The sequence below is a fragment of the Bacillus cereus group sp. MYBK220-1 genome, from assembly GCF_051916445.1.
Lineage (GTDB): Bacteria > Bacillota > Bacilli > Bacillales > Bacillaceae_G > Bacillus_A > Bacillus_A cereus.
Window position 1 is genome coordinate 33,509 of the sequence record NZ_JBQAGQ010000013.1, and the last position, 25,060, is coordinate 58,568.

The following is a 25,060-nucleotide window of genomic DNA, read 5'->3' on the forward strand; positions in this document are numbered from 1 at the left end:
GGATTTTCCCTTAGGTTTTTTGTTTGCGTTTATATAAGGAAGAAGAGGGTGTTTTTTGTTTTGACGAGTTTCTTCTATAGTAATATAAAAACGACAAAAGATAATCCAGAAACTGTAAAATGAATTCTGTTAGATGAAAACTTGAAATTCTTTAAAGTGCCATGTATAATAGCAAAAGTAGAGAAAAGCAGATGCAAACAAAAAGATGCTTGCATCTAGACGAATAACATTGTATAATAGACAATGTTGGTCTTTGACTGCGATGAAGTGGAAGGTTGCTGACACACCCGGCCGCTTTGCCATGGCATGGTGTGGGGAAATTTCCATGGAGAAGGTCTATTTTAGAAATAGGCGAACGAAGGAGGGAAAATAATGGCAAAAGAAAAAATTCGTATCCGTTTAAAAGCTTACGATCACCGTATTCTTGATCAGTCAGCTGAGAAAATTGTAGAAACAGCTAAGCGTTCTGGGGCAACAGTTTCTGGTCCGATCCCATTACCAACTGAAAAAACTGTTTACACAATTCTTCGTGCTGTTCATAAGTACAAAGATTCTCGTGAGCAATTCGAAATGCGCACGCACAAACGTCTAATCGACATCGTGAGTCCTACTCCACAAACAGTAGATTCATTAATGCGTTTAGACTTACCATCTGGTGTAGATATCGAAATCAAACTATAATTTATATAACTTAAAAATGTAGGAGGTGTAACTCATGACCAAAGGAATCTTAGGAAGAAAGATCGGTATGACTCAAGTATTTGCTGAGAACGGTGAGTTAATCCCAGTAACAGTTATCGCTGCTAATCCAAACGTTGTTCTTCAAAAGAAAACAACTGAAACTGATGGCTACAATGCAATCCAGTTAGGATTTGAAGATAAACGTGAAAAGTTAACTAACAAACCTGAACAAGGCCACACTGCTAAAGCATCTACAACTCCTAAGCGCTTCATTCGCGAAATCCGCGATGCAGACGTGGACGGATTAGAGGTTGGTCAAGAGGTAAAAGTTGACGTATTCGCTACAGGTGAAATCGTTGATGTAACAGGAATTTCTAAAGGTAAAGGTTTCCAAGGTGTTATCAAACGCCACGGACAATCTCGCGGACCTATGTCTCATGGTTCTCGCTATCACCGTCGTCCAGGTTCAATGGGCCCAGTTGCTCCGAACCGTGTATTCAAAGGCAAAAAACTTGCTGGACGTATGGGTGGAGACCAAGTTACTATCCAAAACTTAGAAATCGTTCAAGTTGACACTGAGCGCAACTTATTACTAGTAAAAGGTAACGTTCCAGGTGCTAAGAAATCTCTTGTAGTTGTTCAAGGCGCTGTGAAGGTTAGCAAATAATTCACAATAGGAAGGAGGAATTCCAATGCCAAAAGTTACTGTATATAACCAAACTGGTTCACAGGTTGGTGAAATCGAATTAGCTGAAGCTATTTTCGGTATCGAACCAAATGAAGCTGTACTTTTCGAAGCTGTAATGATGCAACGTGCATCTTTACGTCAAGGTACACACAAAGTAAAAACTCGCTCTGAAGTTCGCGGTGGTGGTCGTAAACCATGGCGTCAAAAAGGAACTGGACGTGCTCGTCAAGGGTCTATCCGCTCTCCTCAATGGCGTGGTGGTGGTACGGTATTCGGACCTACACCAAGAAGCTATGCGTACAAACTTCCTAAGAAAGTTCGTCGTTTAGCAATCAAATCTGCATTAGCTACTAAAGTAGTTGAGAACAACATTGTAGTTCTTGAAGACCTAGTGTTAAATGCACCAAAAACAAAAGATATGCTAGCAGTACTTAAAGGATTAACTGTTGAGAAGAAAGCTCTTATCGTAACTGCTGATGCAAACGAATCTGTAGAGTTATCTGCTCGCAATATCCCTGGAGTAACAGTAATCACTGCTGATGGCGTAAACGTTTTAGACGTGCTTCATCATGATAAGCTAATCATGACAAAAGCGGCAGTGGAAAAAGTAGAGGAGGTGCTTGCATAATGAGAGATCCTCGTGATATCATTAAGCGCCCAGTTATCACTGAACGTTCTATGGAAATGATGGCTGAAAAAAAATACACGTTCGATGTGGACGTTAAATCTAATAAAACAGAAGTTAAAGATGCTCTTGAAGCGATCTTTGGTGTTAAAGTAGAAAAAGTGAACATCATGAACTACAAGCCGAAAGCAAAACGCGTTGGTCGTCACGCTGGTTTTACTAGCCGTCGTCGTAAAGCAATCGTTAAGCTAACTGCTGACAGCAAAGAAATCGAAATCTTCCAAGGCGTTTAATTCTTACTAAAGAAGGAGGGAAATTGAGATGGGAATCAAAAAGTATAATCCAACTACTAACGGTCGTCGTAATATGACTACGAATGATTTCGCTGAAATCACGACTGATAGACCCGAAAAGTCATTACTTGCTCCTTTAAGCAAGAAGGCTGGTCGTAATAACCAAGGTAAAATCACTGTACGTCATCAAGGTGGCGGACATAAGCGTCAATACCGTATCATCGACTTTAAGCGTAACAAAGATGGAATTCCAGGACGCGTTGCTACGATCGAATACGATCCAAACCGCTCTGCGAATATCGCATTAATTAACTACGTTGACGGTGAAAAACGTTACATTCTTGCTCCTAAATCTTTAGAAGTAGGTATGGAAGTTATGTCTGGCCCAGAAGCTGACATTAAAATCGGTAACGCATTACCATTAATCAACATTCCAGTAGGTACTGTTGTTCATAACATCGAGCTTAAGCCTGGTCGTGGCGGACAATTAGTTCGTTCTGCTGGTACATCTGCTCAAGTACTTGGTAAAGAAGGTAAATACGTACTTGTACGTTTAACTTCTGGTGAAGTACGTCTTGTATTATCTGCTTGTCGCGCTTCAATCGGTCAAGTAGGTAACGAACAACACGAACTTATCAAAATCGGTAAAGCAGGTCGCTCTCGCTGGTTAGGTAAACGCCCAACAGTTCGTGGTTCTGTAATGAACCCTGTTGATCACCCACACGGTGGTGGTGAAGGACGTTCTCCAATCGGACGTAAGTCTCCAATGTCTCCATGGGGTAAACCAACTCTTGGATTCAAGACTCGTAAGAAAAACAAAGCGTCTGACAAATTTATCGTTCGTCGTCGTAAAAAATAATGGGATTGTAGTACGGTTCATTTCTAGAACCGTACGCCAATCACGAAGGGAGGCACCAAAATGGCTCGTAGCTTAAAAAAAGGACCATTTGTCGATGATCACTTAATGAGCAAAATGGAAAAATTAGTTGCATCTGAGCAAAAACAAGTTGTTAAAACTTGGTCTCGCCGTTCAACAATCTTCCCTCAGTTCATCGGACACACAATCGCTGTATATGATGGTCGTAAACACGTACCTGTGTACATCACTGAGGATATGGTTGGCCATAAGTTAGGTGAATTCGCACCAACTCGTACGTACAAAGGTCACCTTGCTGACGATAAGAAAACTAGAAGATAATGAGAGGAGGCACTTCAATGCAAGCTAAAGCAGTAGCGAGAACAGTTCGTATTGCTCCTCGTAAAGTTCGTTTAGTAGTAGACTTAATCCGAGGTAAGCAAGTGGGTGAAGCGATTGCTATCCTTAACCACACACCAAAAACTGCTTCTCCAGTTGTAGAAAAAGTTTTAAAATCTGCAATCGCAAATGCAGAGCACAATTATGAGATGGACATTAACAACCTAGTTGTAGAAAAAGTTTTCGTTGACGAAGGTCCAACGTTAAAACGTTTCCGTCCACGTGCAATGGGTCGTGCAAGCCAAATTAACAAACGCACAAGCCACATCACAGTTGTGGTATCAGAAAAGAAGGAGGGATAATCGATGGGTCAAAAGGTTAATCCAATTGGTCTTCGTGTCGGCGTTATCCGTGACTGGGAATCTCGTTGGTTCGCTGAGAAAGATTACGCTACATTATTACATGAAGACATCAAAATCCGTGAGTACATTAATGTACGCTTAAAAGATTCTGCTGTTGCTAAAGTAGAAATCGAACGTGCAGCAAATCGTGTAAATGTTACAATTCACACTGCAAAACCTGGTATGGTAATTGGTAAAGGTGGTACTGAAGTTGAAGCACTTCGTAAAGCTCTTAACCAATTAACAGGCAAGCGTGTACACATCAACATTTTAGAAGTTAAGAGAGCTGATCTTAACGCTAAATTAGTAGGCGAAAACATCGCTCGTCAATTAGAAAACCGTGTATCATTCCGTCGTGCACAAAAGCAAGTTATTCAACGTGCTATGCGTGCAGGTGCTAAAGGTATTAAAACACAGGTTTCTGGTCGTCTTGGCGGAGCTGATATCGCTCGTGCAGAATCTTACAGTGAAGGAACTGTTCCACTTCATACACTTCGCGCTGATATTGACTATGCAGCAGTTGAAGCTGATACAACATACGGTAAATTAGGCGTAAAAGTATGGATCTACCGTGGAGAAGTCCTTCCTACAAAAAAGAAAGCTTCTGAGGAAGGAGGAAAATAATATGTTAATGCCAAAACGCGTAAAATATCGTAGAGAGCATCGTGGTAAAATGCGTGGTCGTGCTAAAGGTGGAACTGAAATTGCTTTCGGTGAATTCGGTTTACAAGCACAAGCTGCTTCATGGATTACAAACCGTCAAATCGAAGCTGCTCGTCGTGCAATGACTCGTTACATGAAACGTGGCGGTAAAGTATGGATTAAAATTTTCCCTTCTAAACCTTACACTGCAAAACCTCTAGAAGTACGTATGGGTTCCGGTAAAGGGGCACCAGAAGGCTGGGTAGCAGTAGTAAAACCTGGGAAAATTATGTTCGAAATCGCGGGTGTATCTGAAGAGGTAGCACGCGAAGCATTACGTCTTGCAGCTCACAAGTTACCTGTGAAATGTAAATTCGTAAAACGTGAAGAAAATGGTGGTGAATCTAATGAAAACTAATGATATTCGTGAATTAACCACTGCCGAAATCGAAACAAAAGTTAAAGCTTTAAAGGAAGAGTTGTTTAATCTTCGCTTCCAACTTGCTACAGGACAATTAGAGAATCCAACTCGCATTCGTGAAGTGCGTAAAGCAATTGCTCGTATGAAAACTGTAGTTCGTGAAAGAGAGATCGGAATTAATCGATAAATTGAGGGGAGGTTTGCATAGTGAGCGAACGTAACCAACGCAAAGTTTATACTGGTCGTGTAGTGTCTGACAAAATGGACAAAACGATTACAGTTTTAGTTGAAACTTACAAAACTCATTCCTTGTACGGAAAACGTGTTAAGTATTCTAAGAAGTACAAAGCCCATGATGAGCAAAACCAAGCGAAACTTGGCGATATCGTTAAAATCATGGAAACTCGCCCGCTTTCTGCTACTAAGCGTTTCCGTTTAGTTGAAATCGTTGAAGAAGCGGTTATTATCTAAATAGACGAATCGGAATTTTTAGTCCGAAGGGAGGTTTCATAACATGATCCAACAAGAATCTCGTTTGAAAGTTGCTGACAACTCTGGTGCACGTGAACTTTTAACAATTAAAGTATTAGGCGGCTCTGGTCGTAAATATGCTAACATTGGTGACATTATCGTTGCTACGGTAAAACAAGCAACACCAGGTGGCGTTGTTAAAAAAGGTGACGTTGTTAAAGCAGTAGTAGTACGTACGAAGAGCGGAGCTCGTCGTCCGGACGGTTCTTACATCAAATTTGATGAAAACGCAGCGGTTATCATTAAAGACGATAAGAGCCCACGTGGTACTCGTATCTTCGGACCAGTAGCTCGTGAATTACGTGATAGCAACTTCATGAAGATCGTTTCTTTAGCTCCAGAAGTTCTATAATTTAAGGTATTGCCTTGCTAAGGAGGTGCAGAATTAAGATGCATGTAAAAAAAGGTGATAAAGTACAGGTAATCACTGGTAAAGACAAAGGAAAACAAGGCGTTATCCTTGTGGCTTTCCCAAAGCAAAACCGTGTTATCGTTGAGGGTGTCAATATCGTTAAGAAGCACTCTAAGCCATCTCAATTAAATCCACAAGGTGGAATTATTACTAAAGAAGCACCTATTCACGTTTCTAACGTTATGATTTTAGATCCGAAAACAGGTGAACCTACTCGCGTAGGCTTCAAAGTAGAAGATGGTAAAAAAGTTCGTATTGCAAAAAAATCTGGTGAATTATTAGATAAATAATTTTCTTAAGAAAGGAGGTCACTTCATTGAATCGCCTTAAAGAGAAGTTCCAAAAGGAAATTACTCCTGCTCTAGTGAGCAAGTTTAACTATAAATCTGTAATGCAGGTACCAAAAATCGAAAAGATCGTAATCAACACTGGTGTTGGTGACGCGGTATCTAACTCAAAAGCGTTAGACAACGCAGTAGAAGAATTAACACAAATCACAGGTCAAAAACCTGTTGTAACTCGTGCTAAAAAATCAATCGCTGGTTTCCGTCTTCGTGAAGGTATGCCAATCGGTGCGAAAGTAACTTTACGCGGCGAGCAAATGTATGAGTTCTTCGACAAATTAGTATCAGTTTCTTTACCACGTGTACGTGATTTCCGTGGTGTTTCTAAGAAATCATTCGATGGTCGTGGAAACTATACATTAGGTGTTAAAGAGCAACTTATTTTCCCTGAGATTGATTATGATAAAGTAAGCAAAGTCCGCGGTATGGACATCGTAATCGTTACTACAGCGAAAACTGATGAAGAAGCTCGTGAACTGTTAACACAATTCGGTATGCCATTCCAAAAATAATGGAAGCCAACGCTAAGTAGAGGAGGCGAAAACGTGGCTAAAAAATCTATGATAGCGAAACAAAAGCGTACTCCTAAGTTTAAAGTACAAGAGTATACACGTTGCGAACGCTGCGGTCGTCCGCATTCTGTATACCGCAAATTTAAACTTTGCCGTATTTGTTTCCGTGAACTTGCATATAAAGGTCAAATTCCTGGTGTTAAAAAAGCTAGTTGGTAAAACCCACAAATGGGAAGGAGGTAAAACACATGGTGATGACAGATCCAATTGCAGACATGCTTACTCGCATCCGTAATGCGAACATGGTACGTCATGAGAAATTAGAGGTTCCTGCTTCTAAAATCAAAAAAGAGATCGCTGAACTTTTAAAACGTGAAGGTTTCATTCGTGATGTAGAATACATCGAGGATAACAAACAAGGTATCCTTCGTATTTTCCTGAAATATGGTGCAAACAATGAACGTGTAATCACTGGATTAAAACGTATCAGTAAACCTGGCTTACGCGTTTACGCTAAAGCTGACGAAGTACCACGTGTACTTAACGGATTAGGTATCGCTCTTGTTTCTACATCTAAGGGAGTAATGACAGACAAAGACGCTCGTCAATTACAAACTGGTGGAGAAGTAGTAGCATACGTTTGGTAATATATATTTAAAACGAACGGAGGTGTGACCACATGTCTCGTATTGGTAAAAAGATTCTTGAAATCCCTGCAGGTGTTACTATTACAGTTGCAGAAGACAATACTGTAACAGTAAAAGGCCCTAAAGGTGAATTAACTCGTACTTTCAATGCTGATATGCTTATCAAAATTGAAGAGAATACATTAACAGTTGAGCGTCCATCTGAACAGAAGGAACACCGTGCATTACACGGTACAACTCGTGCTTTAATCGGAAACATGGTTGAAGGTGTAACTGAAGGTTTCGCACGCGGACTTGAATTAGTCGGTGTTGGTTACCGTGCTCAAAAACAAGGTGATAAACTTGTATTAAGCGTAGGTTATTCTCATCCAGTAGAAATGACTCCGGAAGCAGGTCTTGAAGTTGAAGTACCTGCACCAACTAAGATCGTAATTAAAGGTATCGACAAGCAACGTGTTGGCGAATTCGCTGCTAACATCCGTGCTGTACGTGCTCCTGAGCCTTACAAAGGTAAAGGTATTCGTTACGAAGGCGAAGTTGTTCGTCGTAAAGAAGGTAAAACTGCTAAGTAAACCCGTTAGGTGAGAGAAAGGAGTGACAAGAATGATCACTAAAGCTGATAAAAATGCGACTCGTAAGAAAAGACATGCACGTGTACGTGCTAAACTTACTGGTACTGCAGAGCGTCCACGTTTAAACGTGTTCCGTTCTAACCAACATATTTACGCTCAAGTTATTGATGATGTGAATGGTGTAACGTTAGTAAGTGCATCTACTCTTGATAAAGACCTTGCTCTTAACGGTACTAGCAATATTGAAGCTGCTACGAAAGTTGGAGAATCAGTTGCTAAGCGTGCTGTAGAGAAAGGCGTTAAAGAAGTAGTATTTGATCGCGGTGGTTACTTATACCATGGCCGTGTTAAAGCTCTAGCTGAAGCTGCTCGTGAGGCTGGATTACAATTTTAATGGTCAAAGGAGGGAAAATTGATGCATCGCATTGACCCAAGTAAATTAGAACTTGAAGAACGTGTAGTTACGATAAATCGTGTCGCGAAAGTTGTTAAGGGTGGTCGTCGTTTCCGCTTTGCTGCACTAGTTGTAGTTGGCGATAAAAACGGTCATGTTGGATTCGGTACTGGTAAAGCACAAGAGGTACCAGACGCAATCCGTAAAGCTATCGAAGACGCTAAGAAAAACTTAATCGCTGTACCATTAGTTGGTACAACAATTCCACACACAATCAACGGTCATTTTGGCGCTGGTGAAGTATTCTTAAAACCTGCTGCTGAAGGTACTGGTGTTATTGCTGGTGGACCTGTTCGTGCGGTCCTTGAATTAGCTGGTGTACAAGATATTCTTTCGAAATCTCTTGGTTCTAACACACCAATCAACATGATTCGCGCTACTGTGAACGGATTAAGCGAACTTAAGCGCGCTGAAGATGTTGCAAAATTACGCGGTAAATCTGTAGAAGAGCTACTAGGTTAAGGAGGGAAAACAAATGGCGAAAAAGTTAGAAATTACCCTCACTCGTAGTGTAATTGGTCGTCCACAAGATCAACGTGCGACGGTAGAAGCTTTAGGTCTTAAAAAGTTGAATTCAACTGTAGTTAAGGAAGAAACTCCTGCTATTCTTGGTATGATCAACAAAGTTTCTCACCTTGTAACTGTAAAAGAAGCTTAAGGATAACTCATTAATATAAGGAGGTGCCTGGGAATGAAACTTCATGAATTAAAACCTGCAGAAGGTTCTCGTAAAGTACGTAACCGTGTCGGTCGTGGTATCGGTTCTGGTAACGGTAAAACTGCTGGTAAAGGTCATAAAGGACAAAACGCACGTTCTGGCGGCGGTGTTCGTCTTGGCTTCGAAGGTGGTCAAACTCCATTATTCCGTCGTTTACCAAAACGCGGCTTCACAAACATTAACCGTAAAGAGTTTGCTATTGTAAACTTATCAACGTTAAATCGTTTTGAAGATGGTACAGAAGTAACACCTGAATTATTGCTGGAAACTGGCGTTATCAGCAAGTTAAACGACGGTGTTAAAGTTCTTGCAAGCGGAGCAGTAGAGAAAAAACTAACTGTTAAAGCGCACAAGTTCTCTTCAAGTGCTAAAGAAGCAATTGAAGCAGCTGGCGGATCAGTTGAGGTGATCTAATGTTTCGTACAATCTCCAACTTTATGCGCGTTGCTGAGATAAGACGTAAAATATTATTCACTTTAGCGATGTTAATCGTATTCAGGATTGGCACGTTTATCCCCGTGCCATTTACAAATGGAGACGTACTGAAGGCACAAGATCAATTAAATGCTTTAGGTATTCTAAATACATTTGGCGGTGGAGCCTTGAAAAACTTCTCCATCTTTGCGATGGGAATCATGCCGTATATTACAGCATCCATCATCGTGCAATTATTGCAGATGGATGTTGTTCCTAAATTTTCGGAATGGTCGAAGCAAGGTGAAATGGGCCGTCGTAAATTAACGCAATTCACGCGTTACTTTACAATTGTTCTTGCGTTTATTCAGGGGTTTGGTATGTCAATCGGTTTTAACGGTATGGTAGGTGGACAATTAATTTTGAATCCAGGTTGGAGCACTTATTTATACATTGCTACGGTACTGACTGCTGGTACTGCATTTTTAATGTGGTTAGGTGAACAGATTACAGCTAAAGGTGTAGGTAATGGTATTTCCATCCTTATCTTTGGCGGTATTGCCGCAGCGATCCCAAGTGTTATATCTCAAGTGTATCAGCAACAGTTTCAAAATATCGGAGATCAATTGTTCATGAGTATCGTTAAAGTTGCATTGATTTTACTAGCTGTGCTAGCAGTTATTGTGGGTGTTATTTTCATTCAACAGGCTGTTAGAAAGATCCCAATTCAATATGCGAAGCGTGTAACAGGAGGAAATGGTGGTTATGCTGGAGCACAAAACACACATTTACCGCTTAAGGTAAATAGTGCTGGTGTTATTCCAGTAATTTTTGCTGTTTCATTCTTAATTACGCCTCCGACTATTGCACAGTTCTTCCCGAAACATGATGTATCGCAGTGGATTATTGCAAACTTTAACTATTCTCACCCAGTGGGAATGATCATATATGTTGCGCTCATTGTAGCCTTCACATATTTCTATGCATTTGTTCAGGTTAATCCAGAGCAAATGTCAGAGAATCTAAACAAGCAAGGTGGATATGTTCCAGGTATTCGTCCGGGTAAGAATACGGAACAATATCTAACAAAAATCTTGTATCGTTTGACCTTTGTAGGATCAATTTTCCTAGCAGCGATTGCAATCTTACCAGTTATCTTTACGAAATTGGGAAATCTTCCTCCATCTGCACAGATCGGTGGAACGAGTATGTTAATCGTTGTCGGCGTTGCTTTAGAAACAATGAAGCAGCTAGAAAGCCAACTGGTAAAACGCCATTACAAAGGGTTTATCAAGCAGTGAGTAAGTGGGAAGAATTGTCTTCCCTACATGCTCATGTACTCTGAGGGGGAACAAGGATGAACTTAATTTTAATGGGGCTTCCTGGTGCTGGTAAAGGTACACAAGCCGAACAGATTGTTGCCAAGTATAACATCCCTCACATTTCAACAGGAGACATGTTCCGTGCAGCTATGAAGGCTGAAACTGAAATGGGTCTACAAGCAAAATCTTTTATTGATAAAGGTGCACTTGTTCCAGATGAAGTTACAATCGGAATCGTTCGTGAACGTTTAAGTCAAGACGACTGCGTAAGAGGTTTCTTACTAGACGGTTTCCCACGAACTGTTGCACAAGCATCAGCTCTTGAAGAAATTATGAAAGATCTTGGCAAAAAAATCGACTATGTTTTAAACATTAATGTGGATTCAGGGTTGTTATTAAAACGCCTTACAGGCCGTCGCATTTGTAAAGAGTGCGGTGCGACTTACCACTTAGAATTCAATCCACCAGCAAAAGCTGATGTGTGCGATAAATGTGGTGGCGAATTATATCAACGCTCTGATGACAATGAAGAAACTGTAGCAAATCGTTTAGATGTAAATATTAAGCAAACAAAACCTTTGCTTGATTTCTACGAAGAGCTTGGTTACTTACAAAGCATTAATGGTGAGCAAGATATCAATAAAGTATTTGCTGATATCGATGTTCTCATCGGAGGCTTAGCGTAATGATAATCTGCAAAACTCCTCGCGAGATAGAAATCATGCGAGAAGCTGGCAGGATCGTTGCTTTGACTCATCAAGAGTTGAAACAGCACATTACTCCAGGAATTACAACGAAAGAGCTCGATCAAATAGCGGAAAAGACGATTCAAAAATATGGTGCTACGCCATCTTTTAAAGGATACAACGGATTTCCGGGGAGCATATGTGCTTCTGTAAATGAAGAGCTTGTACACGGAATTCCAGGGAAGCGCAAGCTCAAAGAGGGCGATATCATCAGTATCGATATTGGTGCGAAATACAATGGGTACCATGGAGATTCTGCATGGACGTATCCAGTTGGAAACATTTCTGAATCTGTTCAAAAGCTACTTGATGTCACAGAAAAATCGTTGTATCTTGGTCTAGAACAAGTAAAACCAGGCGAGAGATTATCAAATATCTCACATGCGGTTCAAACCCATGCTGAAGAGAATGGATTCTCGATCGTTAGGGAGTATGTTGGTCACGGAATCGGGCAAGACTTACATGAGGACCCTCAAATCCCGCACTATGGTCCACCAAATAGAGGCCCTAGATTAAAGCCGGGAATGGTCATCTGTGTTGAGCCGATGGTGAATCAAGGAAGACGATATGTAAAAACACTATCTGATGACTGGACAGTGGTAACGGTAGATGGTAAATGGTGTGCCCATTTTGAGCACACGATTGCTCTTACAGAAGCAGGATACGAAATCCTTACCACTTTATAAGTAGCTGGCTCTCCGGGATTTCAGAGCAGTGTAAAATGTTACTGATTTGAAGAAGGGAGAACTATTGAATGGCTAAAGATGATGTAATTGAAGTCGAAGGTACCGTTCTTGAAACGTTGCCAAATGCTATGTTCAAAGTAGAATTAGAGAATGGGCATGTCGTATTGGCTCACGTTTCTGGTAAAATCCGTATGAACTTCATTCGTATTTTACCAGGAGACAAAGTTACGGTAGAATTATCTCCGTACGATTTAAATCGTGGTCGTATTACGTACCGTTTTAAATAATATAGCACTCCGTAATCTTTAAGGAGGTTCGAGACATGAAAGTAAGACCGTCAGTTAAACCAATCTGCGAAAAATGTAAAGTTATTCGTAGACGTGGAAAAGTAATGGTTATTTGTGAAAACCCTAAACATAAACAAAAACAAGGTTAATCAGAAGGAGGTGCATTCGTAATGGCACGTATCGCAGGTGTAGATATTCCTCGAGACAAACGCGTTGTTATTTCTTTAACTTACGTATTCGGCATTGGTCGCACAACTGCTGAAAAAATTCTTGCTGAAGCAGGTATTTCTGAAGAAACACGAGTTCGTGATTTAACGGAAGACGAATTAGGACGTATCCGTGATATCATCGATCGTATTAAAGTTGAGGGAGACCTTCGTCGTGAAGTATCTCTTAACATCAAACGTCTAATGGAGATCGGTTCTTACCGTGGTCTTCGTCACCGTCGTGGTTTACCAGTTCGTGGTCAAAACTCTAAAAACAATGCTCGTACACGTAAAGGTCCACGTCGTACAGTAGCAAATAAAAAGAAATAATAAGTAAAGGAGGTTGAACTAACAATGGCACGTAAAACAAACACTCGTAAAAAACGTGTGAAAAAGAATATTGAAGCTGGTATAGCTCATATTCGTTCTACTTTCAACAACACAATCGTAACACTTACAGATACTCACGGTAACGCACTTTCTTGGTCTAGTGCTGGTGCACTTGGTTTCCGTGGATCTCGTAAATCTACTCCATTCGCTGCGCAAATGGCTGCTGAAACTGCTGCTAAAGCTGCAATGGAACACGGTTTAAAAACTTTAGAGGTTACTGTTAAAGGTCCTGGTGCTGGTCGTGAAGCTGCAATTCGTGCTCTTCAAGCTGCAGGTCTAGAAGTAACAGCAATTAGAGATGTTACTCCAGTTCCTCATAATGGATGTCGTCCACCAAAACGTCGTCGTGTGTAATTTTTCTGTATAGAATTTTCCCTTTTGTCTATAATGGATATGATGCATTATCGAGAAATTTCGTACAGAAACATCGCTTGTTGTGCACAATCGGGAACTGCCTAAGGGGGACTTTCGGTTAGACAGGGGTTATACCTTTGTTTAACCGGGGTTTCGACGTTTTGAAGGAGGGTTTAGTTAATGATTGAAATCGAAAAGCCGAAAATCGAAACGGTTGAACTTAACGAAGATGCTAAATATGGTAAATTCGTAATTGAACCGCTTGAGCGTGGATATGGTACTACTTTGGGTAACTCCTTACGTCGTATTCTTTTATCCTCACTCCCTGGTGCCGCTGTTACTGCTATCCAAATCGATGGCGTATTACATGAATTTTCAACAGTTGAGGGCGTAGTAGAAGACGTTACGACGATCATCTTAAACTTGAAAAAGTTAGCTCTTAAAATCTACTCTGAAGAAGAGAAGACGTTGGAAATTGATGTACAGGGCGAAGGTATTGTCACAGCTGCTGATATTACTCACGATAGTGATGTAGAAATCTTAAATCCAGATTTACACATTGCAACGTTAGCAAAAGATGCGCATTTCCGCGTGCGTTTAACTGCAAAGCGTGGCCGTGGGTATACGCCAGCTGATGCAAATAAAAGCGAAGATCAACCAATAGGAGTAATTCCTATTGATTCTATTTATACTCCAGTATCACGTGTGACTTACCAAGTGGAAAAGACACGTGTCGGACAAGTGGCTAATTATGATAAGCTTACGCTTGATGTATGGACGGATGGAAGCATCGGGCCAAAAGAAGCTATCTCTTTAGGTGCCAAAATCTTAACTGAGCATTTAAATATCTTTGTTGGTTTAACTGATGAAGCACAAAATGCTGAGATTATGGTCGAGAAGGAAGAAGATCAAAAAGAGAAAGTTCTTGAGATGACTATCGAAGAACTAGACCTTTCTGTTCGTTCTTATAATTGCCTAAAACGTGCAGGAATTAATACTGTACAAGAGCTTGCGAACAAAACAGAAGAAGATATGATGAAAGTTCGTAACTTAGGACGTAAATCCTTAGAAGAAGTTAAACATAAACTTGAGGAATTAGGTTTAGGTTTACGTAAAGACGACTGAGGATTTAAACCCATCAACAAAGGAGGGAACTACGAATGGCATACAGAAAATTAGGCCGTACAAGTGCGCAACGTAAAGCTATGTTACGTGATTTAGCTACTGATTTAATTATCAACGAGCGCATCCAAACGACAGAAACTCGTGCAAAAGAACTTCGTTCTGTAGTGGAAAAAATGATCACTTTAGGTAAACGCGGAGATCTTCATGCTCGTCGTCAAGCAGCAGCTTTCATTCGCAATGAAGTAGCTAACGCTGAGACTGGTCAAGATGCACTTCAAAAACTATTCGCTGATGTAGCTCCACGCTATGCTGAGCGCCAAGGCGGATACACTCGTATTGCAAAAATTGGTCCACGTCGCGGAGACGCAGCACCAATGGTAATTATCGAGTTAGTATAATGATAATTAAAAGGGCAGGACAGTTCTTTTCAAGAAACTGGTCATGGCCCTTTTTTTTAAATATAAAAATAGGCTAACTTGGCGAAGGAAAGGGTGCCTTCTATTGAAAAAAGAGAAACTTCGGATAGAAAATATATCATTTCAATATCCTGGGGCAGCCACTTATGCATTAAAAGATGTTTCATTTTCCTTATATGAGGGAGAATGGGTATCTATTATTGGTCAAAACGGTTCAGGAAAGTCTACACTTGCAAAATTATTGAATGGTTTGTTTTTGCCAGAAGCAGGGACTATTACAGTAAATGATACAATGGTTTTATCAGAGGAAACGGTATGGGATGTTCGAAAACAAATTGGAATGGTATTTCAAAATCCAGATAATCAATTTGTTGGAACGACAGTGCAAGATGATGTTGTATTTGGCTTGGAGAATATCGGAATGCCAAGAGAACAAATGATTGAAAGATTAGAACAGGCCTTGCAACTTGTCCGTATGGAAGATTTTCTTAATGATGAGCCTCATTCCTTATCTGGTGGGCAAAAGCAGCGAGTGGCAATAGCAGGCGTTTTAGCACTTCAACCATCTATTTTAATATTAGATGAAGCAACGTCAATGTTAGACCCTCAAGGGAGACGTGAAGTAGTAGAAACGGTTAGACAACTTGTTACTCAAAAAGGTATTACCGTGTTATCAATTACGCACGATTTAGAAGAAGCGGCACAGTCAGATCGTGTCATTATTTTAAATAAGGGAGAAATATTAGAGGAAGGGACTCCAGAAAAAATTTTCAAATCCTCTCATATGCTCCAAGAAATTGGCTTAGATGTACCGTTTTCGGTGAAAATAGCAGAATTATTAAAAAGAAATGAAATTCTCTTGCAAAATACGCATCTTACAATGGAAAGCTTGGTGAACGAACTTTGGAGATTACATTCCAAAAAGTAGAACATCGTTATCAATATAAAACTCCATTTGAAAGACGCGCACTTTATGATGTAGACGTGTCGTTTCCAAGTGGGGGCTATTATGCCATTATCGGTCATACTGGTTCAGGAAAGTCGACGATGATTCAACATTTAAATGGTTTATTGCAGCCGACAAATGGTACAGTTCAAATTGGTGAACATTTGATTTCGGCAGGAAAGAAAGAAAAAAAGCTAAAGCCACTACGTAAGAAAGTAGGGGTTGTCTTTCAATTCCCAGAACATCAGTTGTTTGAAGAGACTGTGGAGAAAGATATTTGTTTCGGCCCTACTAATTTTGGAGTATCTGTAGACGAAGCAAGGCAAAAGGCTAGAAAGGCAATTGAACTTGTAGGGCTAGAACCAGAACTGTTAGCACGTTCTCCGTTCGAATTAAGTGGTGGACAAATGAGACGTGTTGCTATAGCGGGTGTACTGGCAATGGAACCTGAAGTGCTTGTATTAGATGAACCTACAGCAGGACTAGATCCAAAAGGGCAGAACGAACTTATGGAGATGTTTTATAAGCTGCACAAGGAGAAGGGTCTTACAGTCATCCTTGTAACGCATAATATGGAGGATGCTGCTCAGTATGCGGAGCAGATTGTAGTTATGCATAAAGGAACGGTCTTTTTGCAAGGAAGTGCAGAGGAAGTATTTTCACATGCTGATGAACTAGAGAAAATTGGTGTGGATCTTCCTATGTCATTAAAGTATAAACGTGCAATTGAAGAGAAGTTTGGTATTTCAATTCCAAAGGCTACCTTATCTTTAGAGGATCTTACTCATGAAGTTGTGCAGGTGTTACGAAAAGGTGGTCATGAATCATGCAGCAGTTGATTATTGGGAGATATATCCCGGGGAATTCACTTATTCATCAACTTGATCCACGTACGAAGCTGCTGATTGTCTTTTTATATGTATTTGTTGTTTTCTTAGCAAATAATGCGATTTCATATGGATTTTTATTTTTATATGCACTCATTGCTTTATTTTTTGCAAAAGTGCCGATTCGTTATGTACTTTCGGGCTTAAAACCAATTTTATGGATTTTTCTTTTTACATTTTTCCTGCATATTTTTACAAATAAAGAGGGGGATGTACTATTCCAGCTTGGTTGGTTTTCGATATATGAAAAAGGATTAGAGCAAGGGATATACATTTCTGTACGATTCTTCGTTATTATTTTAATGACGACATTATTAACGTTAACGACGACACCTATTGAAATTACAGATGGTTTGGAGACGTTATTAAAGCCGTTGAAGCGTATAAAGGTTCCTGTTCATGAAATCGCATTAATGATGTCAATTTCTCTTCGTTTTATCCCGACATTAATGGATGAAACGAGTAAAATAATGAAAGCACAAGCGTCACGTGGTATTGATTTTGCCGGGGGACCGATAAAAGATAGAATGAAAGCTATTATTTCACTGCTCGTTCCTCTGTTTATCAGTGCTTTTAAGCGTGCAGAGGACTTAGCCATTGCGATGGAAGCTCGTGGATATCAAAGTGGTGAAGGACGTACTAAATTTAGGCAACTACGCTGGAAAACAAGCGATACAGTAACGATTGTCAGCTTATTTTGTTTAGCTTGTATTTTGGCATGGGTGCGATCGTAATGGAGAATAGAGAAATGGATAGAATAAAATGTACGGTTGCATATGATGGCATGCATTTTTGTGGTTATCAAATTCAGCCGAACCATCGTACTGTTCAACAGGAGATAGAAAAAGCATTGCAGAAATTGCATAAGGGAGAACTTGTTCGTGTTCAGGCATCTGGTAGAACAGATTCTACAGTTCATGCAAAAGGACAAGTAATACACTTTGATACTCCTTTGTCTCTTGAAGAATGGCAATGGATTAATGCTTTAAACACAATGTTGCCAGATGATATTGTTATTAGGCAAGTAGAGAAAAAAACAGAAGAATTTCATGCACGTTACGGTGTTGAGAAAAAAGAATATCGTTATCGTGTATTATTATCAAAGACTGCGGATGTATTCCGTAGAAATTACGTATATCAATATCCATACCCGCTCGAAATCAACTCTATAAGAAAAGCAATTCCTTATTTTATTGGAACACATGATTTCACTTCTTTTTGTTCGGCAAAAACTGACAAAAAAGATAAAGTGCGAACAATTTATGAAATCGAGTTAATTGAACAAAATGATGAAATAATTTTTCGTTTTGTAGGTAATGGATTTTTATATAATATGGTCAGAATTATTGTTGGTACGTTACTTAGCGTAGGGCAAGGAAAGCTTGATCCTGATAGCATTCCAGAGATTTTAGCGAAACAAAATCGTCAGTTTGCTGGAAAGATGGCTCCAGGTCATGGGCTTTACTTATGGGAGGTAAACTATAACAACTAATCCTGGTGTAACATTTGCTTGACATTAGAAACTCAAAAGTATATCATAACATATGGTATTGTTTCTAAAACCACGATTAGCCCCGGAAGGAAATCGTGTTTAAGATAAACAATAGATTTTTTCTATGGAAAAGATAACGAGGAGGGAAACACATGCGTACGACTTTTATGGCAAAAGCTAACGAAGTTGAGCGTAAATGGTATGTGGTTGATGCTGAAGGTCAAACTTTAGGTCGCCTTGCTAGTGAAGTAGCATCCATTTTACGTGGTAAAAACAAACCTACATTTACACCACACGTTGACACGGGTGATCATGTAATTATTATTAACGCTGAGAAAATTCATTTAACAGGTAATAAATTAAACGATAAAATTTACTACCGTCACACTAACCACCCAGGTGGACTTAAGCAAAGAACAGCTCTTGAAATGCGTACAAACTACCCTGTACAAATGTTAGAGCTTGCAATTAAAGGCATGCTTCCAAAAGGACGCTTAGGCCGTCAAGTTTCTAAGAAACTTAACGTGTATGCTGGAGCAGAGCATCCACACCAAGCACAAAAACCAGAAGTTTACGAACTTCGCGGATAATTAATTAAAGGAGGGCTTACTTTGGCACAGGTTCAATACTATGGCACTGGACGTCGTAAGAGTTCAGTAGCGCGCGTACGCCTAGTTCCAGGCGAAGGACGCGTTATCATTAACGGTCGTGATTTTGAAAACTATATCCCATTTGCTGCATTACGTGAAGTAGTGAAACAACCTCTAGTTGCAACAGAAACTTTAGGTAACTACGATGTACTTGTAAACGTAAATGGTGGTGGATACACTGGTCAAGCTGGTGCTATTCGTCACGGTATTTCTCGCGCTTTATTAAAAGCTGATCCAGAATACCGTCTAACATTAAAACGTGCAGGTCTATTAACTCGTGACGCACGTATGAAAGAGCGTAAAAAATACGGTCTTAAAGGCGCACGTCGTGCACCTCAGTTCTCAAAACGTTAATTTTTGCGAACTACAAACCCCAACCATTTTGGTTGGGGTTTTTTATGTTTCATTCCTCTTTTGCAATTTTTATAGCTTGGAATATTTTAGTGCTCCCGCCACGCGTATGCTTCTTCTTTAGAAGTTTAGACTAATACGTATTAGGGAGGTTTATATGTACTATGAATGTCATTGTCAGCTTACAAGAAAAACAAAAAGAAAAGCAGTTAAAATACGAGCGGAAGATGTTGCGGGAATTATCATTAAAAACATTGCGTTCAAATATTCGTGATGCCTTTCAAATGCAAGAGCTTCATCGTCAGTATGAAGATTACTGTATTGAATTAGGGATAGAATCTTATTTATTAGGAGCGAGATACAGTAAATTTGGTTATTATGGTGAATCGTTTTTTGATGTGAAATATAGAGCTTTAGAAGAAGAACAACAATTAACTGAAACGCTATTTCAATTTTTAACGAGTATGACTATGCGAGAAATAAAGTTGAAAGATGAGGAGTTACTTTTTGAATCTTGTCAGCAGTTTATAGGATTGTGGTGGCAAGAAGGGTATGAAAAAGGTGAAAGAAGATATCGATTAAAGCTTCATTAAGACAAGCATAAACTTTCCTCTTGTCCCATATAAGTAATTAGAGGGACTAGCTGGAGGAGGAAAGGTATGAAGAGAATTCGAATTATCTCTTTTGCACTCGCTGCGGTTGTATTGTTTTTTTTAGTCAAGCAAGAATTTCAAATTACAAAATCGTGGCGAGCTTGGAATTTACCCTTATCAGGGAAAGTAATTGTGTTAGATGCTGGGCATGGTGGACCAGATGGAGGGGCTGTTGGTGGAAAGGATATTATAGAAAAGGATATTACGCTTGAAATTACAAAAAAGGTACAAGACTATTTACAAGAACAAGGTGCACTAGTTATTTTAACGCGTGAGGGAGATTATGATTTAGCTAACAAAGATACAAAGTCATATAGTAGACGTAAAGCAGAGGATTTAAAAAAACGTGTAGAAATCATCAATAAACCTGATGTAGACTTTTTTGCAAGTATTCATTTAAATGCTTTAACTAGTAGTGGATCGAAAGGCGCGCAAACGTTCTATTACCGCTCTTCGATTGAAAATGAACGTGCTGCAAAATTTATACAGGCTGAATTGAGAACAAGTTTAGAGAACACGAATCGTTCTGCTAAGACAATTTCGCATGTATATTTATTAAAGTATTCTAAAACACCAGGTGCTTTAATTGAAGCTGGCTTTTTATCGAATGTGAACGAAAGGTATATGTTAAATTCGGAGAAATATCAGCAAAAGGTAGCAGCTGCAATATACCGTGGTATATTACGTTATTTCACGGAAAAAGGAAATCCTCCAGAATAAGGAGGATTTTTTTGAGCTTCTCTCGTTAACGAAGTTTTCGGAAAATATGTTATACTGGAAATGTAAACGCATTTATTTCAAGGATAAGCAGAGATAAATTCAATTAACATTACGTTATTTTTCATACAGGGGGCTGGGCTAATTATGGTAACGAAAGAGCAAGTGGTTGAAGCGTTAGAAGGGATTGTAGATCCGTTTTTACATAAAACATTAAAAGAAACAAGTGCAATTAAAGAGGTAACAGTCAAGCCAGAGAAGGAACATGTGAGTGTCAAAATTGCAATCGTAAAAACCGGTACAGCGGAACAAATGCAGTTGCAGTCTGGAATTGTAAAGTTAGTAAAAGAACTTGGGGCAGCAACAGTTGGACTTCGTTTTGCAGAATTTACAGAAGAGGAATTAGCTCAGTTTGCACCGGAACAAGAAGAAGAGCAAAGTGAATCTTTATTGTCACCTAATTCAAAAACAACATTCTTAGCAGTAGCGAGTGGAAAAGGTGGCGTGGGAAAATCAACTGTTTCCGTTAACCTTGCAGTTGCTTTAGCTCGTTTAGGAAAAAAAGTTGGTATTATTGATGCGGACATTTACGGTTTTAGTGTGCCAGACATGATGGGGATAGAAAAACGTCCTATCGTAAGAGGTGACAAGATAATTCCGGTGGAACGTTTAGGTGTAAAGGTAATCTCAATGGGCTTCTTTGTAGAGGATAATGCACCAGTTATTTGGAGAGGACCTATGCTTGGGAAAATGTTAAACCACTTCTTCACAGAAGTAGAATGGGGCGATTTAGATTATTTAGTACTAGATTTGCCACCAGGCACAGGTGATGTTGCGTTAGATGTGCACTCAATGTTGCCATCTTGCAAAGAGATTATTGTAACGACGCCTCATCCAACAGCTGCGTTTGTAGCAGCGCGTGCTGGAGCGATGGCATTGCGCACTGAACATAGTATTCTTGGTGTTGTTGAGAATATGGCATATTTTGAAAGTAAGGTAACTGGTGAGAAAGAATATGTATTTGGAAAAGGTGGGGGAGATAAGTTAGCTACCGAATTACAAACGAATGTTCTTGGTCGTATTCCACTGCAACAACCCGATTGGAATAAAGAAGACTTTGCTCCTTCAGTATATGAAGATACACATACAACGGGCATTATTTATAGTAAAATAGCTGAAACAGTAATTGATAAAACAGCTGTTACACAAAAATAAAGTGAAACTTTAATCAGTGGGGTTCACCTGTTACTGACAACAATAAGGCTTTTGTTGCTAGTAAACCTTTCGCTTAATTAGAGGGGTCCATTTTGTCTGTTAATAGCAAGATAAAGTAATAACGAGTGAACAATATATAAATTGTCCACTCGTTATTATAGTTATTATTTTTTACTGTTCTTCCTTCTTCTCGCCTTGAGAACCACCGTCACCGCCTGCTTCTTTCTTGCCAGATCCGCCTTTTTCAGCTTTTTGCACACCTTTACTAATGATATCAATCATCTTGGCTTGGAAGAGTGGACTTTCAGCAGTTTCTGTTAGTACTTGTTGTAGATATTGACGGTATTCTTTACTCTTCATTGTTTGTAACATCATTTTTTCTACTTCAGGATTTTTCATAATTTCTATAACGCCTGCTTGGTATTCAGGGTCTTTTAATAAGGTTTTCATTAATTGAGTTTGTTCTTTCCCCATACTTTTAGCAAATTTTGATGAGAACTCAGGATCTTTAAAGAGCTTTTCCCAGAATTGTTGCCCTTTATCGGATACCATGGCATCTTCAATCGTTTTCTTTACTACTGTTTCATCTAGTATGAGTGCTTGTTTCATTTTTTCATCAGTTAATACATCTTGAATAGCTTTCTTACCTTGATCTGTTTTTAAAATATCAACAATCATTTTCTTTGTTTGATCGTAATCTAGTTCGGATTTCGTTTCTTTTCCTTGTGCGCATGCTGCAAGTGCGATAAGTAGAAAAGAAGAAACGAAAATGAATAGCATCCGTTTCATAAGTTGGAACTCCTTTCAGCACAGTTCTCTCTTTTTAATATAAATATCTTTAAGGAATTTATACATGAACATGGCTAGCTTTTTGAAATTGTCATTGATACAATTTAATTAGAAATATAAGGATAATGGGGGATGTGTTGTGAATAGCCGCAAGTGGGTACGACTATTTTTAACGACGTTGTTTCTTGGTGGGATTAGCACAGTTATTATTGGTTTTGTTTTGGAGTGGGACAAGTACAATAAATTTTTTCAAAATTTCGACGGTAAGGAGATTTTAGCAGTATCTTTCTGGCTGATGGGTGTAGGATTTATTTTTAGTGTTATAAGTCAAATGGGATTCTTTGCATATTTAACAATCCACCGTTTTGGACTAGGGATGTTTCGCTCATCTTCTTTATGGAATGCAGTCCAGCTCTTCTTTATTGCATTCGTATTATTTGATTTTGTGTATTTAAGATCTGTACTTATTGCAAATGGGGAAGTCTCGTTAGGGAATAATATACTTGTTGCTGGAATGTTATTTGTGTTTGGAGCAATTGTTGCTTATGTAAAAAGTAAAGAAACAAATAAAAAAGCATTTGTGCCAGCTCTGTTCTTTATGGTTGTTGTAACGATCCTTGAATGGGTACCGGCGCTTCGGATTAATGATACAGATTGGTTATATTTAATGGTTATACCGCTATTGTTATGTAATGCATATCAATTACTTGTATTACATCGTTTAATCGGAAAAACAAGTAAATCAGCTTAATAGAGAGGTTTTATACAACAGCAGTTATAATGTTGTAAATGGTATGATTAAAAAAGCTCTACCACCTTCTTGAAAGGTAGTAGAGCTTTTTATGCGTGAAGAGTAGTAGGGAAGAAGCTACTTCACATCCTCACTTTTCGTACTTGTGTTGGAAATAAGTTGTGAAACGGATATTTGCTCATATCCATCACTTTTTATTTTTTGCAGGAGCAGCGGTAAAGCTCTATTTGTTTGAAGGGCAGAATCGGATGCGTGTAATAAGACGATATCTCCACCTTTCAAATTATTAGAGACAGTGGAAACGATGTTATTTACACCTGGGTTTTTCCAATCGTTTGAATTATTACTCCAATGCACGACGGTGTATCCAAGTGATTCTGCGATTTTAAGGGTTGCTTTGTTAAATTCGCCACTAGGTGGACGTAACAGCTTGACTTGTTTTACACCAAGTTTCGTAAAAACATCTTGTGCTCGTAAAAGGTCTCGTCTTATTTCATTTGTCTCTAGAGAAGTATAGGATGTGTAATTGTACCCCATACTACCGATTTCGTGTCCATCTTTCATGATTCGCTCTACAATATCGGGGTGTCTTTCGGCCCATGCAGCAGAAAGGAAGAAGGTTGCATTCTTAATTTCTTTTTCTTTAAGAGTATCTAGGATTGGAATTGCTTTTTTGTCTCCCCAACTAATATCAAACGTAAATGCAACTTGCTTTTTAGCGGTGTCTCCTTTGTAAATTACTTTAGGGCCTGTAGCAGTTGAAAAAGCAGATTCATGTGAATATGTTTTTAAAAAGAGTAGCCATGCTGTAAATAAGGACAGTATCACTATTAAGCTAATGTGTTTAAAATTTCTCTTACTCGTAATAAAAAAGAAAAACATAATATTACGCCCCTTTGTCCAATCCTTTTCAGTTACATATATGCTGGAAATATAAAAAAGAGAACAAAGGATTAATATCGTAAGTAGTGGATATAATGGATGATAGGATTGTGATAATTGAAAATGAGCGGAACGTTTATTGTTGCGTAAGGAATTATTGAGGTGATTGTTTGCTTGGGCTGATGTTGACAAAAGAAGAGAGAAAAGAAATGGAATACATATTGAAGAGAGAATTAGAGGAACTTTTATTTGATTTTGAAGATGAGCGTATTCATGAAGTTGTAAAAAAAGCCATGGAAGAAAGATATAAAATCATTTTCTGTTTATTCCGGAGAGTAGCTAACACAGAAGAATGTATTCGTTATGTAAGAAAAAGAATTTTTTATTAAAAAGTGTTGACGTTAATAGTTTGTATATGTTAAATTAATAACCGTCGCTGATGCGGAAACGCAGAAAACGACAAAAAGAAATTGAAAAACTTAGTTGACATTAACTAACGAAGATGTTAACATAAGGAAGTCGCAAACGAGCGATCAAGTAGTTCTTTGAAAACTGAACGAAACAAACAACGTGAAACGTCAATTTTTATTTTAGATGCTAGACAAACTAACTTTATTGGAGAGTTTGATCCTGGCTCAGGATGAA

General features: G+C 39.1%; 43 protein-coding genes. 41 read left to right on the forward strand and 2 right to left on the reverse strand.

The window, feature by feature from the left end:
* Positions 1–372: 372 nt before the first annotated feature.
* The 39 genes from rpsJ to ACTFRU_RS28660 all read left to right on the forward strand — a co-directional run bounded on the left by rpsJ (position 373) and on the right by ACTFRU_RS28660 (position 21,993).
* Entirely contained in the window at positions 373–681 is a 309-nt protein-coding gene (gene rpsJ / locus ACTFRU_RS28470; RefSeq protein WP_001040596.1) for a 30S ribosomal protein S10, read from the forward strand.
* Positions 682–715: 34 nt separating this feature from the next.
* Positions 716–1,348: a 50S ribosomal protein L3 gene (gene rplC, locus ACTFRU_RS28475; RefSeq protein ID WP_000160207.1), complete on the forward strand. Its 633-nt coding sequence runs from the start codon at positions 716–718 to the stop codon at positions 1,346–1,348.
* A gap of 25 nt (positions 1,349–1,373) precedes the next feature.
* On the forward strand, positions 1,374–1,997 hold the full coding sequence (gene rplD, locus ACTFRU_RS28480; RefSeq protein ID WP_001127258.1) for a 50S ribosomal protein L4: 624 nt from the start codon (positions 1,374–1,376) through the stop codon (positions 1,995–1,997).
* Positions 1,997–2,287: a 50S ribosomal protein L23 gene (rplW, locus tag ACTFRU_RS28485; RefSeq protein WP_001205558.1), complete on the forward strand. Its 291-nt coding sequence runs from the start codon at positions 1,997–1,999 to the stop codon at positions 2,285–2,287. The genes rplD and rplW overlap by 1 nt, the downstream gene beginning before the upstream one ends.
* Before the next feature lie 28 nt (positions 2,288–2,315).
* Complete coding sequence (gene rplB / locus ACTFRU_RS28490) at positions 2,316–3,146, forward strand: 50S ribosomal protein L2 (RefSeq protein ID WP_000511583.1); 831 nt, start codon at positions 2,316–2,318, stop codon at positions 3,144–3,146.
* Positions 3,147–3,206: 60 nt separating this feature from the next.
* A complete protein-coding gene (rpsS, locus tag ACTFRU_RS28495; RefSeq protein WP_000124454.1) occupies positions 3,207–3,485 on the forward strand; it encodes a 30S ribosomal protein S19 in 279 nt (92 codons plus the stop codon).
* Positions 3,486–3,502: 17 nt separating this feature from the next.
* A complete protein-coding gene (rplV, locus tag ACTFRU_RS28500) occupies positions 3,503–3,844 on the forward strand; it encodes a 50S ribosomal protein L22 (RefSeq protein WP_001148024.1) in 342 nt (113 codons plus the stop codon).
* A gap of 3 nt (positions 3,845–3,847) precedes the next feature.
* On the forward strand, positions 3,848–4,507 hold the full coding sequence (gene rpsC, locus ACTFRU_RS28505) for a 30S ribosomal protein S3 (protein ID WP_000529956.1): 660 nt from the start codon (positions 3,848–3,850) through the stop codon (positions 4,505–4,507).
* Between the two features lies 1 nt (position 4,508).
* A complete protein-coding gene (gene rplP / locus ACTFRU_RS28510; protein WP_000928969.1) occupies positions 4,509–4,943 on the forward strand; it encodes a 50S ribosomal protein L16 in 435 nt (144 codons plus the stop codon).
* A complete protein-coding gene (rpmC, locus tag ACTFRU_RS28515) occupies positions 4,933–5,133 on the forward strand; it encodes a 50S ribosomal protein L29 (RefSeq protein ID WP_000855718.1) in 201 nt (66 codons plus the stop codon). The genes rplP and rpmC overlap by 11 nt, the downstream gene beginning before the upstream one ends.
* A 20-nt stretch (positions 5,134–5,153) precedes the next feature.
* Entirely contained in the window at positions 5,154–5,417 is a 264-nt protein-coding gene (gene rpsQ, locus ACTFRU_RS28520; protein WP_000004106.1) for a 30S ribosomal protein S17, read from the forward strand.
* 43 nt (positions 5,418–5,460) lie between these two features.
* Positions 5,461–5,829, forward strand: coding sequence for a 50S ribosomal protein L14 (gene rplN / locus ACTFRU_RS28525; RefSeq protein ID WP_000615912.1), 369 nt, complete (start codon positions 5,461–5,463; stop codon positions 5,827–5,829).
* Positions 5,830–5,867: 38 nt separating this feature from the next.
* Positions 5,868–6,179 carry a 50S ribosomal protein L24 gene (gene rplX, locus ACTFRU_RS28530; protein WP_000558200.1) on the forward strand — a complete coding sequence of 104 codons (312 nt, stop codon included), beginning with the start codon at positions 5,868–5,870 and terminating at the stop codon, positions 6,177–6,179.
* A 26-nt stretch (positions 6,180–6,205) separates the two neighbouring features.
* Entirely contained in the window at positions 6,206–6,745 is a 540-nt protein-coding gene (gene rplE / locus ACTFRU_RS28535) for a 50S ribosomal protein L5 (protein ID WP_001080831.1), read from the forward strand.
* Positions 6,746–6,778: 33 nt separating this feature from the next.
* Positions 6,779–6,964, forward strand: coding sequence for a 30S ribosomal protein S14 (rpsN, locus tag ACTFRU_RS28540; RefSeq protein WP_001085700.1), 186 nt, complete (start codon positions 6,779–6,781; stop codon positions 6,962–6,964).
* A gap of 29 nt (positions 6,965–6,993) precedes the next feature.
* Complete coding sequence (gene rpsH / locus ACTFRU_RS28545) at positions 6,994–7,392, forward strand: 30S ribosomal protein S8 (RefSeq protein ID WP_000245511.1); 399 nt, start codon at positions 6,994–6,996, stop codon at positions 7,390–7,392.
* Positions 7,393–7,424: 32 nt separating this feature from the next.
* Positions 7,425–7,964, forward strand: a complete 540-nt coding sequence (gene rplF / locus ACTFRU_RS28550) for a 50S ribosomal protein L6 (protein ID WP_000086558.1) — start codon at positions 7,425–7,427, stop codon at positions 7,962–7,964.
* 31 nt (positions 7,965–7,995) lie between these two features.
* Positions 7,996–8,358: a 50S ribosomal protein L18 gene (rplR, locus tag ACTFRU_RS28555; protein ID WP_000628816.1), complete on the forward strand. Its 363-nt coding sequence runs from the start codon at positions 7,996–7,998 to the stop codon at positions 8,356–8,358.
* Positions 8,359–8,379: 21 nt separating this feature from the next.
* The gene (gene rpsE / locus ACTFRU_RS28560; RefSeq protein ID WP_000554646.1) at positions 8,380–8,880 is read left to right on the forward strand and encodes a 30S ribosomal protein S5; all 501 of its coding nucleotides are present in this window, start codon (positions 8,380–8,382) and stop codon (positions 8,878–8,880) included.
* A gap of 13 nt (positions 8,881–8,893) precedes the next feature.
* Positions 8,894–9,076: a 50S ribosomal protein L30 gene (gene rpmD / locus ACTFRU_RS28565; RefSeq protein WP_001085234.1), complete on the forward strand. Its 183-nt coding sequence runs from the start codon at positions 8,894–8,896 to the stop codon at positions 9,074–9,076.
* Positions 9,077–9,109: 33 nt separating this feature from the next.
* Positions 9,110–9,550 (forward strand): 50S ribosomal protein L15, encoded by a 441-nt coding sequence (rplO, locus tag ACTFRU_RS28570; RefSeq protein ID WP_000766081.1) that lies wholly within the window; start codon positions 9,110–9,112, stop codon positions 9,548–9,550.
* Positions 9,550–10,851: a preprotein translocase subunit SecY gene (gene secY, locus ACTFRU_RS28575; RefSeq protein WP_000490117.1), complete on the forward strand. Its 1,302-nt coding sequence runs from the start codon at positions 9,550–9,552 to the stop codon at positions 10,849–10,851. Before rplO ends, secY begins: the two co-directional genes overlap by 1 nt.
* Before the next feature lie 56 nt (positions 10,852–10,907).
* Positions 10,908–11,558, forward strand: a complete 651-nt coding sequence (locus ACTFRU_RS28580; RefSeq protein ID WP_001048989.1) for an adenylate kinase — start codon at positions 10,908–10,910, stop codon at positions 11,556–11,558.
* A complete protein-coding gene (gene map / locus ACTFRU_RS28585; protein WP_000582539.1) occupies positions 11,558–12,304 on the forward strand; it encodes a type I methionyl aminopeptidase in 747 nt (248 codons plus the stop codon). Before ACTFRU_RS28580 ends, map begins: the two co-directional genes overlap by 1 nt.
* Positions 12,305–12,372: 68 nt before the next feature.
* On the forward strand, positions 12,373–12,591 hold the full coding sequence (gene infA, locus ACTFRU_RS28590) for a translation initiation factor IF-1 (RefSeq protein WP_001029884.1): 219 nt from the start codon (positions 12,373–12,375) through the stop codon (positions 12,589–12,591).
* A 35-nt stretch (positions 12,592–12,626) separates the two neighbouring features.
* Positions 12,627–12,740, forward strand: a complete 114-nt coding sequence (gene rpmJ, locus ACTFRU_RS28595; protein ID WP_000868344.1) for a 50S ribosomal protein L36 — start codon at positions 12,627–12,629, stop codon at positions 12,738–12,740.
* Between the two features lie 21 nt (positions 12,741–12,761).
* The gene (gene rpsM / locus ACTFRU_RS28600) at positions 12,762–13,127 is read left to right on the forward strand and encodes a 30S ribosomal protein S13 (protein WP_000090788.1); all 366 of its coding nucleotides are present in this window, start codon (positions 12,762–12,764) and stop codon (positions 13,125–13,127) included.
* 24 nt (positions 13,128–13,151) lie between these two features.
* Positions 13,152–13,541, forward strand: a complete 390-nt coding sequence (gene rpsK, locus ACTFRU_RS28605; protein WP_000101798.1) for a 30S ribosomal protein S11 — start codon at positions 13,152–13,154, stop codon at positions 13,539–13,541.
* A 180-nt stretch (positions 13,542–13,721) separates the two neighbouring features.
* Positions 13,722–14,666 (forward strand): DNA-directed RNA polymerase subunit alpha, encoded by a 945-nt coding sequence (locus ACTFRU_RS28610; protein ID WP_000569643.1) that lies wholly within the window; start codon positions 13,722–13,724, stop codon positions 14,664–14,666.
* Positions 14,667–14,701: 35 nt separating this feature from the next.
* Complete coding sequence (gene rplQ, locus ACTFRU_RS28615; RefSeq protein ID WP_000331490.1) at positions 14,702–15,064, forward strand: 50S ribosomal protein L17; 363 nt, start codon at positions 14,702–14,704, stop codon at positions 15,062–15,064.
* A 103-nt stretch (positions 15,065–15,167) separates the two neighbouring features.
* Positions 15,168–16,010 carry an energy-coupling factor ABC transporter ATP-binding protein gene (locus ACTFRU_RS28620; RefSeq protein WP_000711757.1) on the forward strand — a complete coding sequence of 281 codons (843 nt, stop codon included), beginning with the start codon at positions 15,168–15,170 and terminating at the stop codon, positions 16,008–16,010.
* Complete coding sequence (locus ACTFRU_RS28625; protein WP_000406533.1) at positions 15,986–16,867, forward strand: energy-coupling factor ABC transporter ATP-binding protein; 882 nt, start codon at positions 15,986–15,988, stop codon at positions 16,865–16,867. The genes ACTFRU_RS28620 and ACTFRU_RS28625 overlap by 25 nt, the downstream gene beginning before the upstream one ends.
* The gene (locus ACTFRU_RS28630; protein WP_001186526.1) at positions 16,855–17,649 is read left to right on the forward strand and encodes an energy-coupling factor transporter transmembrane component T family protein; all 795 of its coding nucleotides are present in this window, start codon (positions 16,855–16,857) and stop codon (positions 17,647–17,649) included. Before ACTFRU_RS28625 ends, ACTFRU_RS28630 begins: the two co-directional genes overlap by 13 nt.
* Positions 17,650–17,663: 14 nt before the next feature.
* Entirely contained in the window at positions 17,664–18,407 is a 744-nt protein-coding gene (gene truA, locus ACTFRU_RS28635) for a tRNA pseudouridine(38-40) synthase TruA (protein WP_002098927.1), read from the forward strand.
* Positions 18,408–18,559: 152 nt separating this feature from the next.
* A complete protein-coding gene (rplM, locus tag ACTFRU_RS28640) occupies positions 18,560–18,997 on the forward strand; it encodes a 50S ribosomal protein L13 (RefSeq protein ID WP_001260793.1) in 438 nt (145 codons plus the stop codon).
* Positions 18,998–19,018: 21 nt separating this feature from the next.
* On the forward strand, positions 19,019–19,411 hold the full coding sequence (gene rpsI, locus ACTFRU_RS28645; protein ID WP_000079986.1) for a 30S ribosomal protein S9: 393 nt from the start codon (positions 19,019–19,021) through the stop codon (positions 19,409–19,411).
* A 161-nt stretch (positions 19,412–19,572) separates the two neighbouring features.
* Positions 19,573–20,001: a DUF2521 family protein gene (locus ACTFRU_RS28650; RefSeq protein WP_001101005.1), complete on the forward strand. Its 429-nt coding sequence runs from the start codon at positions 19,573–19,575 to the stop codon at positions 19,999–20,001.
* Positions 20,002–20,067: 66 nt separating this feature from the next.
* The gene (gene cwlD, locus ACTFRU_RS28655; RefSeq protein ID WP_000822439.1) at positions 20,068–20,781 is read left to right on the forward strand and encodes an N-acetylmuramoyl-L-alanine amidase CwlD; all 714 of its coding nucleotides are present in this window, start codon (positions 20,068–20,070) and stop codon (positions 20,779–20,781) included.
* A 144-nt stretch (positions 20,782–20,925) separates the two neighbouring features.
* Positions 20,926–21,993: an Mrp/NBP35 family ATP-binding protein gene (locus ACTFRU_RS28660; RefSeq protein WP_000256628.1), complete on the forward strand. Its 1,068-nt coding sequence runs from the start codon at positions 20,926–20,928 to the stop codon at positions 21,991–21,993.
* 171 nt (positions 21,994–22,164) lie between these two features.
* On the opposite strand, the gene gerD is transcribed toward ACTFRU_RS28660, so the two are convergent.
* Entirely contained in the window at positions 22,165–22,782 is a 618-nt protein-coding gene (gene gerD / locus ACTFRU_RS28665) for a spore germination lipoprotein GerD (RefSeq protein ID WP_000827295.1), read from the reverse strand.
* Positions 22,783–22,921: 139 nt separating this feature from the next.
* On the opposite strand from gerD, the gene kbaA reads away from it, so the two are divergent.
* Complete coding sequence (gene kbaA / locus ACTFRU_RS28670; RefSeq protein WP_001088527.1) at positions 22,922–23,533, forward strand: KinB signaling pathway activation protein KbaA; 612 nt, start codon at positions 22,922–22,924, stop codon at positions 23,531–23,533.
* 117 nt (positions 23,534–23,650) lie between these two features.
* On the opposite strand, the gene pdaB is transcribed toward kbaA, so the two are convergent.
* Positions 23,651–24,415: a polysaccharide deacetylase family sporulation protein PdaB gene (pdaB, locus tag ACTFRU_RS28675; protein ID WP_000464703.1), complete on the reverse strand. Its 765-nt coding sequence runs from the start codon at positions 24,413–24,415 to the stop codon at positions 23,651–23,653.
* 170 nt (positions 24,416–24,585) lie between these two features.
* On the opposite strand from pdaB, the gene ACTFRU_RS28680 reads away from it, so the two are divergent.
* Positions 24,586–24,804, forward strand: a complete 219-nt coding sequence (locus tag ACTFRU_RS28680; protein ID WP_000901147.1) for a hypothetical protein — start codon at positions 24,586–24,588, stop codon at positions 24,802–24,804.
* The last annotated feature ends 256 nt before the right edge of the window (positions 24,805–25,060 follow it).

What these genes read in the sequence shown, in the direction of transcription:
- rpsJ (WP_001040596.1), top strand. Translation starts at nt 373, where the DNA reads ATGGCAAAAGAAAAAATTCGTATCCGTTTAAAAGCTTACGATCACCGT.
- rplC (WP_000160207.1), top strand. Translation starts at nt 716, where the DNA reads ATGACCAAAGGAATCTTAGGAAGAAAGATCGGTATGACTCAAGTATTT.
- rplD (WP_001127258.1), top strand. Translation starts at nt 1,374, where the DNA reads ATGCCAAAAGTTACTGTATATAACCAAACTGGTTCACAGGTTGGTGAA.
- rplW (WP_001205558.1), top strand. Translation starts at nt 1,997, where the DNA reads ATGAGAGATCCTCGTGATATCATTAAGCGCCCAGTTATCACTGAACGT.
- rplB (WP_000511583.1), top strand. Translation starts at nt 2,316, where the DNA reads ATGGGAATCAAAAAGTATAATCCAACTACTAACGGTCGTCGTAATATG.
- rpsS (WP_000124454.1), top strand. Translation starts at nt 3,207, where the DNA reads ATGGCTCGTAGCTTAAAAAAAGGACCATTTGTCGATGATCACTTAATG.
- rplV (WP_001148024.1), top strand. Translation starts at nt 3,503, where the DNA reads ATGCAAGCTAAAGCAGTAGCGAGAACAGTTCGTATTGCTCCTCGTAAA.
- rpsC (WP_000529956.1), top strand. Translation starts at nt 3,848, where the DNA reads ATGGGTCAAAAGGTTAATCCAATTGGTCTTCGTGTCGGCGTTATCCGT.
- rplP (WP_000928969.1), top strand. Translation starts at nt 4,509, where the DNA reads ATGTTAATGCCAAAACGCGTAAAATATCGTAGAGAGCATCGTGGTAAA.
- rpmC (WP_000855718.1), top strand. Translation starts at nt 4,933, where the DNA reads ATGAAAACTAATGATATTCGTGAATTAACCACTGCCGAAATCGAAACA.
- rplN (WP_000615912.1), top strand. Translation starts at nt 5,461, where the DNA reads ATGATCCAACAAGAATCTCGTTTGAAAGTTGCTGACAACTCTGGTGCA.
- rplX (WP_000558200.1), top strand. Translation starts at nt 5,868, where the DNA reads ATGCATGTAAAAAAAGGTGATAAAGTACAGGTAATCACTGGTAAAGAC.
- rpsH (WP_000245511.1), top strand. Translation starts at nt 6,994, where the DNA reads ATGGTGATGACAGATCCAATTGCAGACATGCTTACTCGCATCCGTAAT.
- rplF (WP_000086558.1), top strand. Translation starts at nt 7,425, where the DNA reads ATGTCTCGTATTGGTAAAAAGATTCTTGAAATCCCTGCAGGTGTTACT.
- rplR (WP_000628816.1), top strand. Translation starts at nt 7,996, where the DNA reads ATGATCACTAAAGCTGATAAAAATGCGACTCGTAAGAAAAGACATGCA.
- rpsE (WP_000554646.1), top strand. Translation starts at nt 8,380, where the DNA reads ATGCATCGCATTGACCCAAGTAAATTAGAACTTGAAGAACGTGTAGTT.
- rpmD (WP_001085234.1), top strand. Translation starts at nt 8,894, where the DNA reads ATGGCGAAAAAGTTAGAAATTACCCTCACTCGTAGTGTAATTGGTCGT.
- rplO (WP_000766081.1), top strand. Translation starts at nt 9,110, where the DNA reads ATGAAACTTCATGAATTAAAACCTGCAGAAGGTTCTCGTAAAGTACGT.
- secY (WP_000490117.1), top strand. Translation starts at nt 9,550, where the DNA reads ATGTTTCGTACAATCTCCAACTTTATGCGCGTTGCTGAGATAAGACGT.
- ACTFRU_RS28580 (WP_001048989.1), top strand. Translation starts at nt 10,908, where the DNA reads ATGAACTTAATTTTAATGGGGCTTCCTGGTGCTGGTAAAGGTACACAA.
- map (WP_000582539.1), top strand. Translation starts at nt 11,558, where the DNA reads ATGATAATCTGCAAAACTCCTCGCGAGATAGAAATCATGCGAGAAGCT.
- infA (WP_001029884.1), top strand. Translation starts at nt 12,373, where the DNA reads ATGGCTAAAGATGATGTAATTGAAGTCGAAGGTACCGTTCTTGAAACG.
- rpmJ (WP_000868344.1), top strand. Translation starts at nt 12,627, where the DNA reads ATGAAAGTAAGACCGTCAGTTAAACCAATCTGCGAAAAATGTAAAGTT.
- rpsM (WP_000090788.1), top strand. Translation starts at nt 12,762, where the DNA reads ATGGCACGTATCGCAGGTGTAGATATTCCTCGAGACAAACGCGTTGTT.
- rpsK (WP_000101798.1), top strand. Translation starts at nt 13,152, where the DNA reads ATGGCACGTAAAACAAACACTCGTAAAAAACGTGTGAAAAAGAATATT.
- ACTFRU_RS28610 (WP_000569643.1), top strand. Translation starts at nt 13,722, where the DNA reads ATGATTGAAATCGAAAAGCCGAAAATCGAAACGGTTGAACTTAACGAA.
- rplQ (WP_000331490.1), top strand. Translation starts at nt 14,702, where the DNA reads ATGGCATACAGAAAATTAGGCCGTACAAGTGCGCAACGTAAAGCTATG.
- ACTFRU_RS28630 (WP_001186526.1), top strand. Translation starts at nt 16,855, where the DNA reads ATGCAGCAGTTGATTATTGGGAGATATATCCCGGGGAATTCACTTATT.
- truA (WP_002098927.1), top strand. Translation starts at nt 17,664, where the DNA reads ATGGATAGAATAAAATGTACGGTTGCATATGATGGCATGCATTTTTGT.
- rplM (WP_001260793.1), top strand. Translation starts at nt 18,560, where the DNA reads ATGCGTACGACTTTTATGGCAAAAGCTAACGAAGTTGAGCGTAAATGG.
- ACTFRU_RS28650 (WP_001101005.1), top strand. Translation starts at nt 19,573, where the DNA reads ATGAATGTCATTGTCAGCTTACAAGAAAAACAAAAAGAAAAGCAGTTA.
- cwlD (WP_000822439.1), top strand. Translation starts at nt 20,068, where the DNA reads ATGAAGAGAATTCGAATTATCTCTTTTGCACTCGCTGCGGTTGTATTG.
- ACTFRU_RS28660 (WP_000256628.1), top strand. Translation starts at nt 20,926, where the DNA reads ATGGTAACGAAAGAGCAAGTGGTTGAAGCGTTAGAAGGGATTGTAGAT.
- gerD (WP_000827295.1), bottom strand. Translation starts at nt 22,782, where the DNA reads ATGAAACGGATGCTATTCATTTTCGTTTCTTCTTTTCTACTTATCGCA.
- pdaB (WP_000464703.1), bottom strand. Translation starts at nt 24,415, where the DNA reads ATGTTTTTCTTTTTTATTACGAGTAAGAGAAATTTTAAACACATTAGC.